Raw genomic sequence first — 13,293 nt, forward strand, 5'->3', positions numbered from 1 at the left:
TCCTGTCCCTTCGGTCCTTGCCGAGGGAAACAAACCCTTCCTGATCTTACAATTTATTTTTCCAGCCAAACGCTTTCTTTCATGCGAAGCCGGCTTCAACGATAAAGCGATTCAAATCGTTTCGATGATCGGCTTATTGGAAATCGCAGACGAAATAGTTCTTCTTGCCTTTGCGCAGAATCGTAAATTCCTGATTAAACGCTTCGCTGCGGCAGACCGGCGTCATCGGATCCGTGACCTTTTCGCCGTTGACCTGAATCGACCCGCCGGCGATCCACTCGCGGCCTTCGCGCTTGCTTTTCGCAATACCGGTCGCCACCAGCACGTCGAGTAACGGCTGCTTGTCCTCGATCGTAAACCGTGGCATGTCGGAAATGCCCTGCTTCAGCTCCTCCACGGTCAGATCCTTGAGGTTGCCGCCGAACAGCGTCTGCGCGATTTTAATCGCGGTGTTGTACGCTTCCTCACCATGAATGAACGTAATGACTTCCTTCGCCAGCGTCTTATGCGCTTCACGCAGATGCGGTTCGGTCCGGTTCTTTTCTTCCAGCGCTTCGATTTCCTCCCGGCTTAAGAAGGTCAAAAATTTCAGGTAGTCGATGACCTTGTTATCCTCGGAGTTGATGAAGAACTGGTACATTTCATAAGCCGACGTCTTGTTGATATCCAGCCAGATCGCATGACCGTTGGTCTTGCCGAATTTCGTACCGTCCGACTTGGTCAGCAGCGGCATCGTAAAGCCATAGGCTTCCTTTCCCGTCTTCTTGCGGATCAGCTCAATCCCGGCCGTGATGTTGCCCCACTGATCCTGACCGGCTACCTGCAGCGTGCAGCCCTTGTTTTCATGCAGCCACCAGAAATCCATCGCCTGCATCAACATGTATGAGAACTCGGTATAGGTGATGCCGGCGTCCAGACGGCGGCGCACGATATCCTTGTTCAGCATGTAATTGATATTAAAGTATTTCCCATAATCCCGCAGGAAGTCAATGAAGTTGATATCCTTATACCAGTCATAGTTGTTGACAACCTCAAAGCCGAAAACCTTCTCCGCCTGTTTTTTCAGGCATTCATAGTTGTGATTAACTTCTTCTTTCGTGACCATCGGCCGTTCCGCATCCGGCTTCGGATCGCCGATCAGCCCGGTGCCGCCGCCGACTAACAAGATTGGATTGTGTCCGGCGTCTTTTAAGCGCTTGCTGATGAGAAACGACGAGAAATGCCCGATATGCAGACTATCCCCGGTCGGATCCGTCCCGATATAAAACGTCATGCCCCCGGCGTTTAATTTCTCCCGCAATTCCGGCGAGCTGACATCCTTGATCAACCCCCGCCATTCCAGTTCTTCATAGATACCCATTTGATTTTTCCTCCTTCGAAATAAAAAGACGCCCCAATAAGGACGTCTTTGCGCGGTACCACCTTAATTCATATCCCTTGTTGTCAGGATATGCTCTTCTTCATAACGCCGAAGTCCGCGTCCTATCTTTGCCATAGGAGGCTCCGAGGTGTATTCCCCTTTTCCTGCTGCCTTTTCGCACCACCCAAAGGCTCTCTTCAAGCATTCCAAGGCTACTCTTTCTCTTCCCAGCCTGTTAGAGCTATTATAGCCGCAGACCGGTGAAGATGTCAATCACAAAGTCGATTGCCGCGGCGTAAACAGATAGCTCAATTCAATTTCTTTGTCAATATCGTCGGTATTTTCCTGCAGCATCTTCGTCATGACGCGCATCGAAACCGCGCCTAAATCATAGGACGGAATGGCGAAGCTGGAAATCTGCGGCCGCATCATCGAATTGTATTTCGTGTCGATGACGCAGACAATTTCCATTTCCTTCGGAATGTCGATGCCGTTTTCCTTCGCCGCGTTGACAACCGCAATCGCCTGCGAATCCCGGTTGGCAATAATCAGATCATGTTTGTGATCCTGCAGATAATCCTTCATGAAATCATAAGACGTGCGGTACTGGCCGGGAATCTCCAGATAGCCGTTGAATTCCAGTCCTTTGGTTGCGTAGGCTTTCTTCGCCCCATTGATCATCTGATCGATGGAATACCCGTTTTTCCGGTCCTGAATGATCGCGATGTCGCGCTTGCCGCCTTCTAAATACTTCATGACCAGCTCGTAAACGGCGTTCTCAATATCGACGTAGACCGAGCTGATCTTGGCATCGGATACTTTGTTGCCGATAATCACAATCGGGACGTTATATTTGGTCAGCGTATTCAGTTCTTCACGCATCAGCTTATCATTATAAATGACGACGCCGTCAACCCGGGACTTAATGATATTTTCAATGATATCGTTGATCTCGTTGATGCCTTCAGTCGTCGTGTGAAGCATGATGTTGTATTTATAGATTTTCGCAACGTCCAACAGCCCGTTGATGATCTGACCCGTATAGGTAAAACTGGCCTCCGGGATCACCAGCGCGATCGTCGTCGTTTTCTGCAGAGCCAGCCCCTGCGCAATCGCATTCGGCTTGTAGCCCAGTTTTTCAATCGCTTCCTCGACCTTTTGCTTTGTTCCGCCCTTAACGACGTTGCTGCCGTTGATGACGCGGGATACCGTGGCGAGGGAAACGCCGGCTTCGTTGGCTACATCATAGATTGTTACTCTCTTCATGCTCTGCACTGTTCTCCTTTTCTTCTTCATTTTCCGGTTTGGCTTCCGGCTCAGCCTCAGCGGCCGGCTGCGGTCTTAACCAGTTTTTCAAGGCGTCGACCGTCTTTTCCGCAACGTCGATCGTCACATCCTTGGCTTTTTCAATATTCTGCTGCACTTCCGGCTTGCTTGTAAAATCCTTCACCGCGCGCTGGCCTTTTTCGACCAAAGCCGCCGTGCCGTCCTTGATCTGATCGACTTTTTCCATCAGATCTTCATTGCTTTTCAGCTCGTCCAAGCCGCTTTTAACGCAGCCGGACACTTTCTCACTGACATCGCTGACTGACTTCTTAATCTCTTCCACAGCCTTATTCAGCTTCGGATCTGTCTTGATCTCATGGAACAGCCGCCGGGATTCCGCGACCGCTTTATCCGTCGTAGCTTTCACCTGGCTCATCGTTTTGCGGTAGGTATCGCTGTCCTGAACCTGAGCTGTCAACAACTTCAGCTGATCGATTCCCTGATTCAGAATCTCAATCGCTTTCTTCGCCGCCGCTTCGATCTTTTCCTTGACTTCCGACGACTCGTGACTGCCGGCGTCTTCCGCTTCGCGGTTGATTTCTTCGATCTGTTTTTTCAGATCTTCCACCGTTTTTTCTACTTCTTCGTCTACTCTTTTGTTTTCGTCACTCATGTTCTGTTCCTCCTTCACTCTGAGTTTTAGGTTCTTCGCTTTCCGCAGGGGTTACCGCCGCCGGTTCCGGCTGCGGCGCTGGCTTCTTCTTCGCCGTGCGCGCGGCGGCCGCCTCCTTGGCGCTGTCGAGATTCCCGGCCATAAAACCAGCCATATTTTTGACAGCTCCCACAGCACTTTCCTGAACTTGGTCAATCGTTCCCGATAACCGGACCACTGTGTCCAAGGGCGCCTGAAGCTTGTCAATGCTTTTGTCTACCCCCTCCATCGCGGAACCGGCCTTCTGAACCATGACCGTTAATTCCTTAATAAATGTGACGCAATGGCGCAATAAATAAATAAGAAAACAAAGTACAGCGACCCCCAGAATCGGGACCAGCTGTACTGAAACTTTATACATGGCCGCCAATAATTCGTCCATCAAAATCACCTCAATTGTATTATACTCAATTATGAAAAGATTTTCAATAAATTTGATAGCGCTTAACCATCCGAATCTTCGGAAACCTTTGAACTCGTTGGGAAAAGCTGGAAATAAAAGGCTTTTCTGTTATTTCCGCAGAAATTCTGGAATGTGAAGATTCGGCGAAACTTTTTCAGGAGTAGATTTTCTTCTCCACTTTGTTTAATTTTATAACTTTCTTAACCCGGTCAGGATTAAGATTAAAGATCCTGACTCGTTGGAATCAGGATCTCATTTGCGATTGCGAATTGATTTAAATCAGATGATATTCTTGCAGCAATTCCTCAATCACCGTGCCCTGGATCTTTTTCAGGCCCTTCTTTTCAATCCAGTGAACCAGCCACGGCACCTTGATGTCTTCCAGCTTGCGCCCGTCCAGCATCTTATAGGTTGAATCCATCAGCACGCGGACGTCATAGACCGAATTGAAGACCTCCGGCACGCCGCGGTCGACGTCTAAGAGCGTATAGACGGCTTCCATGCCGGTCCGGACGGAATATTCCGTCGTGAACACCGTGTCGCGGACAGTATCGGCAAACTGGCCGATAAACGCGAAGTTCACGCAGCCTTCCGGCACAACCTTCGGCCGGTCGCCCGCGGTGCGCGGCATGAAGAAGGCGGTGATATACGGCATCATGCAGGGGATGCAGCGGGCGGAATTAACGGCCATGTCATGAATCTGATCCTCCGGCACGCCCAGATGGTACAGCCATTCCTCGGTGATTTCCGTACCGGTGCACTCGCGCATCGGCTTTTTCACATAGTTGCCCGGCACATCGCCGAACAGGCCGTAAACCCAGACGACCAGCTGATCCTTCGGCTGATCCTTGAAATGCGGCTGGCGGTTCAGCGTGTAGCTCATCAGCCAGTTGGAATCCTTGACCGTGATGATGCCGCCGGTGACGACCTTGCCGCTGAACGGATCACGCTTGCAGATCTTCTGGATATACGGTGGAATGCGGTCGTCCAGCGTGGTGACCGTCGCGGATTCCCAATAAGTCTTATCGGTCTGCGTGCAGAATTTATCCGGATGGCCAAACGCCGGATCCTGCGCCGCGATGTTTCGCCACAGCTGCCAGCATCCGCCGTTTTGATCGTTGAACTGCGGCGCGTGATCGTTGTCGCCCAACGAGGAATTTTCCGTGCAGCTGCCGTTGGTCACGAAGACAAGATCGTTTTCCGTCAGCGGAATCGTAGTTTCCTGCCCTTCCCGGACGCAGACGATCCGGCGGGCCACCTTCTTCTCTCCGGTGATTTCAAATTCAACATTGGTCACGCGCGTATCATATTCAAACTGCACGTGATGCTCTTCCAGATAGTTTACCATCGGCAGAATCAGGGATTCGTACTGATTGTACTTCGTGAATTTCAGCGCGGAAAAATCCGGCAGACCGCCGACGTGATGGATGAAGCGCTGGATATACAGCTTCATTTCCAGAGCTGAATGCCAGTCCTCAAACGCGAACATCGTGCGCCAGTACAGCCAGAAATTGCTGGAGAAGAATTCGTCGTCGAAGACATCGGTAATCTTTTTATCATAGAGATCTTCGTCCTTCGTAAAGAACAGCTTCATGATCTCCATCGCCGCTTTGTCGCTCAGACCAAATTTGCCGTCGGTGTGCGCATCTTCGCCGCGGTTGATCGTCGCGCGCATCAGCGAATAGTTCGGGTCATCTTTGTTCAGCCAGTAGTATTCGTCCAGTACGGAAACGCCTTCCGTTTCTAAGGACGGAATCGAACGGAACAGATCCCACAAACATTCAAAGTGATTTTCCATTTCCCGGCCGCCGCGGATGATGAAACCTTTCTGCGGATCTTTAATGCCGTCGCAGGCGCCGCCGGGCAGCTTCCCTTCCTCCAGAATATGGATATGTTCGCCCTTCATCTGTCCGTCACGAACTAAGAAACACGCCGCGGACAGCGCCGCCAGTCCGGAACCGACCAGATACGCGGACTTGTTGTCAACACCTTCCGGCTTGCGCGGATGCGCGAACGCTTCGTAGTTGCCATTGCTGTAATACATAATTTTTATTCCTCCTGTTTCTCTTTTTCTAACCGTTCTTAGCATACTTCTTCTTGTCCGCCCCGGCCATAGACACCCCAAACAGGCTGTATAAAATTCCGACAGGCCGAAAAATATGTCATGATTTTAGCCAAAATCGAACAATTGTCAAAAAACAGGAAATCCCGTTCTGACTTGCGGGCAAGCCTTTCAGTTTCCGGCCTGTCCCCCAAAAGCGGCTATTCTCCTCACCTTTTTACATTTCCTTCCCATCGCAGGAAACAAACGCAAAAAAATCAGGAGCGTATCGCCATAGCTAAACACTCCTGATTTGTTCGTTCATCAAATTTTATTACAGTTTCTGTTTGACTAGCCCGCTTAAGCCGTAGATGTCCTTGCTGGACATAAACAGATAAACTGCCGGCGCCAGCGCGGCTAATTCGGCCGCCCCCTGTTCGTCTTCGCTTAAAATTTTAGAGTCTGGAATCCGCTCTTGAAGATAGGTAATATCAATATCAATCCCGTCTTCCTTGTCATCAATGCTCGTAAAATCGCACAGATAGACTTCGTCCGCTTTCTTTAAAGCCGCGGCAAAATCATCGGCAAAATGGAAAACGCGGGATACGCGATGCGGTTTAAAGATCGCAATCAGCTTTTTGCCCGGGAACCGTTTACGGGCGGCGTCGATGGTAATCGAGACCTCAGTCGGATGATGAGCATAGTCATCGACAAAGACGTTCTCGCCATGCTTCTCAATGGTGAAGCGGCGCTTTGTACCCTTGAACGACGCCAATCCGGGTTCGATCTGTTCGGCGGTATAGCCCTCCAGCAATCCCAGCGCAATCACGCCGAGGCTGTTCCATAACAGATGCCGGCCGACAAACGGCAGATCAAAATGTCCCTGCAGCTTGCCTTGAAACAGCACGTCGAAGTGCATATCCTCGCTGGTTTCCACGATGTTGACCGCCTGGAAATCGTTGCCGTCGTCAACGCCGTAATAATAATGCGTCACCTTCGGATCAATCCGCAGCGCTCTGACCTTCGGATCATCCCCGAACAAAACCAGGCCTTTCTTCACCTGACTGGCAAATTCCTCATACGCTTTCGCGTAATCAGCTTCGGTTTTAAAATAATCGACATGATCCAGATCAGCGTTGGTAATGATCGCGTAATCCGGATGATACGCCAGAAAGTGCCGCCGGTACTCGCAGGCCTCCACCGCCAGATATTGGCTGTCCGGATGAATTTCCCCGGACCCGTCGCCGATCAGATGCCCGGTCGGCGCAATTTCGTCCATCATGGCCGCCAGCATCCCGGTCGTCGTCGTCTTGCCATGGCTGCCCGCCACGCACAGGCTCGTATAGTCCTTCATCAACGCGCCTAAATATTCATGATACCGATAGCACGTCACCTTCGGATTGGACCGGGCGGCCGCCACTTCCGGAAAATCTTCTTTGAAGGCGTTGCCAATGATGACCGTCATCCCGTCGCGAATGTTCGCCGGATCAAACGGCAGGATCGGAATATGCCGTTCGATAAGCGGATCCTCCGTAAAGAAATGCTTCGTCAAATCCGAGCCGGAAACTTCCATGCCTAAATCGTTGAGAATGCAGGCCAGCGCCGCCATGCCCGTACCCTTGATGCCGATAAAAAAGACCATAACAACACCCTCTCTATGAATTCAGATCGTCGTCAAACAAGCTCAGATTCTGCGAAACGACCGTTTTATCAGACCCTTCCTCATCTCCCTTGACGCCCGCCACAGCTTCCTGCGGCTTCTGAAGCAGCTCATCGAGCGACACATTGAGCAGCGGTTCTTCTTTGACGGCCGCCGCAGGTTTGTCCAGGCGTTCCGGAATTTCCTCAACCTTGTCTTCCTGCGGCTTATCCATACCGTAAATCGGCGAAATCACAGTGCCCAGCGAACTCTTCACCGGACTGACCTTCTTTACCGCCGGCGTCTTGGCCGGCTGGCTCTTTTCTCCAAGCACACCGAAAATCGGCGAGATCACCGGTGTGAATTCATAATCTTCCTTCGGTTCTACCCGGACCGGCTTCTTTTTTACAGGTTTATCTTCCGCAATCGTCATTTTGCCCAGCTTGCTGGAAGGCTCCTTCTTCACCGCCGGCTCCTTTTCTTTCTCTTTTTTGGTGTCCAGATAAACCGCCTTGACTTCCTGCGGAAGCGGAACTGCCGCCTTGGCCTCAGGCTGGACCGGCGCTTTAGCCGGATTGCTGCGGCGAACCGGTACCGGTTCCTCCTCAACCTCGTCTACGACTTCTTCTTCAAAAATCAACGACATTAATTTTTTTATCATACGGGATCATCCTGCCTTTTCATTGTATTCATCCTTGCGGAAATTGTTGCCTATTCGCTCTCCGACGGCGTCTGGATATCGTCGTCGTTTTCATTCAGCGGCAGATCGTCGGCACTGGTGCCGTCGTCGAAGGTTTCGCCGCTCTGGTCGATATCACCGCCGGTATGCACCGGTTTGTTCGGCATCATTTCTTCCAGCCGGCCGTTCTCCGGAATTTCATCTTCAAATAAATTCAGATTCTCTTTCACATAACTGATTTTCGTCCGGGATGAATAGGCCTTAAGCACCGCGTCCTCATCGACCGTAGCCGTGCGAGCGATCTTGATCATTTCTCCCGCCAGCGCCGGAGCGCCGGTTTCATTGCTTAACCCGGTAAAGGTGAAATACGGCGTTTTCACCATCACCATCACCTGTCCGTTCGCCGCCGCCATCAGCCCTGCGGCATACTTCTGCGTCCGCCCCTGGACGTCGGCAAACTCGCCCTCGCTGACGCTCAGCCAACGCTCGCCCTGCGGCAGCGTCACGCTCTGGGTTTGATCGTAAAGCTTAACGTTGACGATTTCAGCGATATTCAGGTTCATAATAAATTCCTGGTTATCCAGAACGAAGACGTTGGAGGAAGCTGTCGAGTTCCGCCGACCCACGCCCGGTTCAACATAATAACTATACAGATCCTTTACGTTATCGGCGTGAACATTGATCGTCAGTGCGCTGGCTTGCGTACAAGCCGCCTGCAGCCGGCCATCGAGACTGCCCTGAGCGCTGCATCCGCATAGACACAGGCAAAACAGAAGCAGAGTTATTTTACGCATGAAAGTCCTCCCTTCGTTTTGTTTATTCTATCATGTTTCCCGGTTTTTTTAAATGGCTTTCTTCTGCCAAACTGCGCGGTAAATCGGCTGGCCCAGATCCATAAATTTCTGTTCGTATTCCGTGATCGCGTCTTCCGGATGGGGCAGACGGCGGAAATCGACGCTCACCTCGCACAACAGCCAGTTCTCTTTGGAAAATTCTGTCAGGGAAAACTCAAACAGCTTCGGATTGTCCGTTTTCATGATCACCTGGCCGTTTTCATTCAGCAGCGTTTCATATTGTTTTAGAAACCGGGCGTGCGACAGCCGCCGCTTCGCATATCCGCTTTTCGGCCACGGATCGGAAAAGTTCAAATGGATGACGTCGATCTCCCCGGGGGCAAACCAGGTGCTGATCTGATCGGCGTCCTGAGCGATAAACGCCATGTGTTCGTGCGGCTGAGCGAGCGCTTTTTTTACGGCGACCGCAGCGACGTTATGTTCTTTTTCAATGCCAATCCAGCCCTCTTCCGTGTTCATCGCCGCCATTTTGGTGAAATAATCGCCCTTCCCGCTGCCGATCTCCACCCGCAGGCGCGTGCAGCCCAGCAGTTCATGCCAGCGGCCGGCCCGAACTTCCGGCTTTTCGATAACGAAATCCGGGTTTTCCTTTAAAAAGGGTTCAGCCCAGGATTTTTTACGCATTCTCATTGTCGAATCCTCCTTTGGAATAAAACAGCGGATCAGATTTGACCCGCTGTCAGCTTATTGTTCTCGCTTCCGGAACACGCGTTTCTCGCCGTCCCGGCGTTCGCGCGCAGCCCGTTTCGCCCGCTGTTCTTCGTCCCAGCCTTCCGGCTTTTCCATCAAGTCGCGATGGGAAACATTAACGCGGCCTTTCTCATCGATCTCCGTGACGATAACCTTGATGACGTCGCCCAGTTTCAGCACGTCTTCCGGCTTTTCAACCCGCTTGTAATCGATCTTCGATACGTGAAGCAGACCGTCAGTTCCCGGGAACAGTTCAACAAAGGCGCCGAACTTCTCCAACCGGACAACCTTGCCGTCATAGATTTCGCCGACCTTGGCTTCGCGGAGAATCTGATTGATCGTTTCCGCCGCCTTCATGATCGCGTTCTTATCGCTGTGATAGATGACCACTGAACCGTCGTCTTCAATATCAATCTTGACGTTATCGCAGTCCGCGATGATCTGGTTGATCATCTTGCCGCCCGTGCCGATGACTTCGCGGATCTTATCCACCGGAATCATCATGCGGTACATCTTCGGCGCGTACGGGCTGACTTCCGGACGTGGTTCGCTGATCGCCGCCATCATGTTCGCCATGATTTCAGCGCGGCCTTTCTTGGCCTGCGCCAGCGCTTCCTCCAGGATCGCACGGTTGATGCCGTCGATCTTGATGTCCATCTGAAGGGCGGTAATGCCTTTCGGCGTCCCCGCAACCTTGAAGTCCATATCGCCATAGTGGTCTTCCATGCCCTGAATATCCGTCAATACGGTGTAATGCTCGTCGCTGGTCTTGATCAGACCCATCGCCACACCGGCCACCGGCGCCTTGATCGGAACGCCCGCGGACATCAGCGCCATCGTCCCGGCGCAGATTGAAGCCTGGGAGGAGGAACCGTTGGATTCCAAGACTTCCGCGACTAAACGGATGGTGTATGGGAATTCTTCCTCGCTGGGAATGACCGCCGACAAGGCTCTCTCACCCAGGGCACCGTGACCGATTTCACGCCGTCCCGGAGAACCCATACGGCCTGTTTCCCCGACAGAATACGGCGGGAAGTTATAGTGATGCATAAAGCGCTTGGTTTCAATTTCCGTCAGATCGTCGATGATCTGGTTGTCGCCCAGCGCGCCTAAGGTACAAGCCGACATGACCTGCGTTTCACCGCGGGTAAACATCGCCGAGCCATGCACGCGCGGAAGCAGATCAACCTGCGAGTTCAATGGACGCAGTTCGTCGACAGCGCGGCCGTCCGGGCGGATCTTTTCTTCGGAAATTAAACGCCGGACTTCGTTGGCCACGATTTCCGTGCAGTACGCGCGGACCTGCTTGACCGTTTTGTCTTTCAGTTTTTCGCTTGCGTATTCGCGGGCCTCGAACAGCGCCGCCATCTCGTCGGTAATCTCGTCGATCTTGCCGTAGCGTTCCAGCTTCAGCTTAATCGAAACCGCTTCGATCAGACGCGCTTTCGCCAATTCGTCGATTTCAGCCTTGATTTCTTCCGGCACGACGTCCAGCTTGATTTCCATCTTCGGCTTCGCACACTTCGCGATAATCTGTTCCTGGAATTCGCAAAGCATCTTGATGTGATCGTGACCGAACATCAGTGCGTCGATCATCTCTTCTTCGCTGACTTCCTTCGCTCCGGCTTCGACCATGTTGATCGCGTCCTTAGTTCCGGCAACCGTCAGATGAATATCCGACTTTTCCGATTCCTCAACGGAAGGATTGATCACGAACTTGCCGTCCACACGGCCGACGATAACGCCGGCGATCGGACCGTTAAACGGAATATCAGAAATGCACAGCGCACAGGAAGCGCCGAACATGGCGGCCATTTCCGCCGAGCAGTCCTGATCAACGGACAACACCGTGTTGACGACCTGGACTTCGTTGCGGAAGCCTTCCGCAAACAGCGGACGGATCGGACGGTCGATCATCCGCGCGGTCAGCGTCGCATGTTCGCTCGGCCGGCCCTCGCGGCGTAAAAAGCCGCCTGGAATCTTACCGACGGAATACAGCTTTTCTTCAAAGCTGACCGTCAGCGGGAAGAAGTCTGAATCTTTCGGAGTATGGTTGGCAGTAGCGGTTGACAACACTACTGTATCTTGGTAACGGACTACGACAGCTCCACCTGCCTGTTTTGCGATTTCTCCGGTTTCAATCGTCAGATTGCGGCCGCAGAAGTCGAATGTAAATACCTCTTTCGCCATTTGTTCACCTCATTAAATGTTAACCTTTACAATTTTATCACAGTTTTTGCGTAAAGCATAGAATAGTTTAAGACAAATGCCGCCATTTTTTGAGGTTTTCCCAACCGGGGAAATATGGCTGACGCCAAAACAAAGAAAAAGCTCCCGGCCGGGAGCGATTCCTCCATGATTTTTACAGTTCAGTCTTCCACAGACCGTGCAGATTGCAGTATTCATAAACCGCCAGCGGTTTGCCTTCACCGATCTCAAAGACCGCCTTCGGCGCATCAGCGGGAGTCAGATGGCGAATCTGTACGCCTTTGTCCGTTTCCAGCAGGATCCATTCGATATAATGCGCGTCGGTCATTGGATGTTCAACGCTGCCGACAACGACTTCAATTTTGCCTTCGTTCATGGTGACCGCCGGCAGATGTTTCTCCAGCGCCGCTTCCGTGGTGTTGGCGATCAGCTCGTGCATTTCCTCGCCGCAGCAGATCATCGGTACATATGAATCGTGCAGAACATAGGTTGTATTTCCGCAGTGGTTGCATCGTAAAATTTTCATTCAACAGTCCTCCTTTTGACTTGATGAGCCTATTGTACTAAGGATTGTCTGAATTCGCAATCAATATGCCCGCGATCTTTCAAATCCGAACAATCGCCGAAGTTGATCGCCATCTCCCTTTTCCAGCGGGGCTGAATATGAAAAGCGGACTCCCTCATCGAGGAAAATCCGCTCCTTTTCTTAAGCAACCGCGATCTGGTAGTCGTCGTCCTGAATCTGAATCTGATCGTCGCCCAGAATGAAATAATGCGGGTAATGATAAAGCAGATTCTGGTTGACGAAGGAAATCCCGCCGATCAGCTGGTTGACCTGTTCGATTGAAGTCCGGCGCATCAGATCAGCAATGTAATTGAAGTCGGTTTTCTGCGTTTTGTATTCCTCGTCCGCGAACGTGTAAATCTTTTCCTCCGGCACAAAATGCGTCAGCCGGCTCAGCGGTTTTACAACGTTGCGGGCATAAGCCGGAGCGCTGATCATATAACCATTCATACTTAACGGCGTGCCGATTTCCACGACTGCTTTTAAGATCTTGGCGTTGCCGATGACTTTTTGGAAATCCTCGTCGTTCACATTGATCACAAACTTGCGGCCCTCCGCAAACTGACGGATATGATATTCATTTTGGAAAAACAGGTACAGATGATGATTCAGGACGTCTGCCATTTCCTGCTTGACAGGCTCGTAGCCAATCCAACCGCCAAAATCGTTAACATCCACGATTTTAATCCCGTACATGACCTGTTTCATCAAAACTCCTCCTTTGCGATCTTCTTAAGGAAGATCCTCTTTCTGCCTTCATTATAATCCTTTTCCAGCGGTTTTCCAGTTTATTTGCTAAACATTTCACATTATTTGTCAAAATATTATCAAATTGATTTACAGATCCTTCCGCGCTTCCTTCCCCCTTTGAAAAAC

The 13,293-nt window shown here is 51.4% G+C and carries 12 protein-coding genes and 1 other annotated feature; all 12 genes read right to left on the reverse strand.

What is annotated here, in order from left to right:
* Positions 1 to 133: 133 nt before the first annotated feature.
* The 12 genes from tyrS to DWY25_RS00600 all read right to left on the reverse strand — a co-directional run bounded on the left by tyrS (position 134) and on the right by DWY25_RS00600 (position 13,125).
* Entirely contained in the window at positions 134 to 1,360 is a 1,227-nt protein-coding gene (gene tyrS, locus DWY25_RS00545; protein ID WP_039865030.1) for a tyrosine--tRNA ligase, read from the reverse strand.
* A 35-nt stretch (positions 1,361 to 1,395) separates the two neighbouring features.
* Positions 1,396 to 1,598 (reverse strand) — a binding site (T-box leader).
* 35 nt (positions 1,599 to 1,633) lie between these two features.
* Positions 1,634 to 2,626 carry a LacI family DNA-binding transcriptional regulator gene (locus DWY25_RS00550; RefSeq protein ID WP_006060268.1) on the reverse strand — a complete coding sequence of 331 codons (993 nt, stop codon included), beginning with the start codon at positions 2,624 to 2,626 and terminating at the stop codon, positions 1,634 to 1,636.
* Complete coding sequence (locus DWY25_RS00555) at positions 2,604 to 3,299, reverse strand: hypothetical protein (RefSeq protein WP_117892343.1); 696 nt, start codon at positions 3,297 to 3,299, stop codon at positions 2,604 to 2,606. The genes DWY25_RS00550 and DWY25_RS00555 overlap by 23 nt, the downstream gene beginning before the upstream one ends.
* Positions 3,292 to 3,720, reverse strand: a complete 429-nt coding sequence (locus DWY25_RS00560; protein ID WP_006060266.1) for a hypothetical protein — start codon at positions 3,718 to 3,720, stop codon at positions 3,292 to 3,294. The genes DWY25_RS00555 and DWY25_RS00560 overlap by 8 nt, the downstream gene beginning before the upstream one ends.
* A gap of 295 nt (positions 3,721 to 4,015) precedes the next feature.
* Positions 4,016 to 5,785, reverse strand: coding sequence for an oleate hydratase (locus tag DWY25_RS00565; RefSeq protein ID WP_039865029.1), 1,770 nt, complete (start codon positions 5,783 to 5,785; stop codon positions 4,016 to 4,018).
* Positions 5,786 to 6,116: 331 nt separating this feature from the next.
* On the reverse strand, positions 6,117 to 7,424 hold the full coding sequence (murC, locus tag DWY25_RS00570; protein ID WP_117892346.1) for a UDP-N-acetylmuramate--L-alanine ligase: 1,308 nt from the start codon (positions 7,422 to 7,424) through the stop codon (positions 6,117 to 6,119).
* A gap of 13 nt (positions 7,425 to 7,437) precedes the next feature.
* The gene (locus DWY25_RS00575; protein WP_117892349.1) at positions 7,438 to 8,082 is read right to left on the reverse strand and encodes a hypothetical protein; all 645 of its coding nucleotides are present in this window, start codon (positions 8,080 to 8,082) and stop codon (positions 7,438 to 7,440) included.
* 50 nt (positions 8,083 to 8,132) lie between these two features.
* A complete protein-coding gene (locus tag DWY25_RS00580) occupies positions 8,133 to 8,894 on the reverse strand; it encodes a hypothetical protein (RefSeq protein ID WP_117892352.1) in 762 nt (253 codons plus the stop codon).
* A gap of 48 nt (positions 8,895 to 8,942) precedes the next feature.
* Positions 8,943 to 9,584 carry a tRNA (guanosine(46)-N7)-methyltransferase TrmB gene (gene trmB / locus DWY25_RS00585; RefSeq protein WP_117892355.1) on the reverse strand — a complete coding sequence of 214 codons (642 nt, stop codon included), beginning with the start codon at positions 9,582 to 9,584 and terminating at the stop codon, positions 8,943 to 8,945.
* A gap of 54 nt (positions 9,585 to 9,638) precedes the next feature.
* Positions 9,639 to 11,834, reverse strand: coding sequence for a polyribonucleotide nucleotidyltransferase (gene pnp / locus DWY25_RS00590; RefSeq protein ID WP_117892358.1), 2,196 nt, complete (start codon positions 11,832 to 11,834; stop codon positions 9,639 to 9,641).
* Between the two features lie 172 nt (positions 11,835 to 12,006).
* Complete coding sequence (locus tag DWY25_RS00595) at positions 12,007 to 12,378, reverse strand: desulfoferrodoxin family protein (protein WP_039865028.1); 372 nt, start codon at positions 12,376 to 12,378, stop codon at positions 12,007 to 12,009.
* Between the two features lie 180 nt (positions 12,379 to 12,558).
* The gene (locus DWY25_RS00600; RefSeq protein WP_117892361.1) at positions 12,559 to 13,125 is read right to left on the reverse strand and encodes a hypothetical protein; all 567 of its coding nucleotides are present in this window, start codon (positions 13,123 to 13,125) and stop codon (positions 12,559 to 12,561) included.
* Positions 13,126 to 13,293: the final 168 nt, after the last annotated feature.

Source organism: Holdemania filiformis (genome assembly GCF_003459085.1).
In the GTDB taxonomy this organism is placed as follows: Bacteria; Bacillota_I; Bacilli_A; order Erysipelotrichales; family Erysipelotrichaceae; genus Holdemania; species Holdemania filiformis.

Excerpts from the sequence above, each read along its gene's own strand:
- DWY25_RS00580 (WP_117892352.1), bottom strand. The coding sequence starts at position 8,894 with ATGCGTAAAATAACTCTGCTTCTGTTTTGCCTGTGTCTATGCGGATGC.
- pnp (WP_117892358.1), bottom strand. The coding sequence starts at position 11,834 with ATGGCGAAAGAGGTATTTACATTCGACTTCTGCGGCCGCAATCTGACG.
- DWY25_RS00575 (WP_117892349.1), bottom strand. The coding sequence starts at position 8,082 with ATGATAAAAAAATTAATGTCGTTGATTTTTGAAGAAGAAGTCGTAGAC.
- DWY25_RS00555 (WP_117892343.1), bottom strand. The coding sequence starts at position 3,299 with ATGAGTGACGAAAACAAAAGAGTAGACGAAGAAGTAGAAAAAACGGTG.
- tyrS (WP_039865030.1), bottom strand. The coding sequence starts at position 1,360 with ATGGGTATCTATGAAGAACTGGAATGGCGGGGGTTGATCAAGGATGTC.
- DWY25_RS00600 (WP_117892361.1), bottom strand. The coding sequence starts at position 13,125 with ATGAAACAGGTCATGTACGGGATTAAAATCGTGGATGTTAACGATTTT.
- murC (WP_117892346.1), bottom strand. The coding sequence starts at position 7,424 with ATGGTCTTTTTTATCGGCATCAAGGGTACGGGCATGGCGGCGCTGGCC.
- DWY25_RS00595 (WP_039865028.1), bottom strand. The coding sequence starts at position 12,378 with ATGAAAATTTTACGATGCAACCACTGCGGAAATACAACCTATGTTCTG.
- DWY25_RS00565 (WP_039865029.1), bottom strand. The coding sequence starts at position 5,785 with ATGTATTACAGCAATGGCAACTACGAAGCGTTCGCGCATCCGCGCAAG.
- DWY25_RS00550 (WP_006060268.1), bottom strand. The coding sequence starts at position 2,626 with ATGAAGAGAGTAACAATCTATGATGTAGCCAACGAAGCCGGCGTTTCC.
- trmB (WP_117892355.1), bottom strand. The coding sequence starts at position 9,584 with ATGAGAATGCGTAAAAAATCCTGGGCTGAACCCTTTTTAAAGGAAAAC.
- DWY25_RS00560 (WP_006060266.1), bottom strand. The coding sequence starts at position 3,720 with ATGGACGAATTATTGGCGGCCATGTATAAAGTTTCAGTACAGCTGGTC.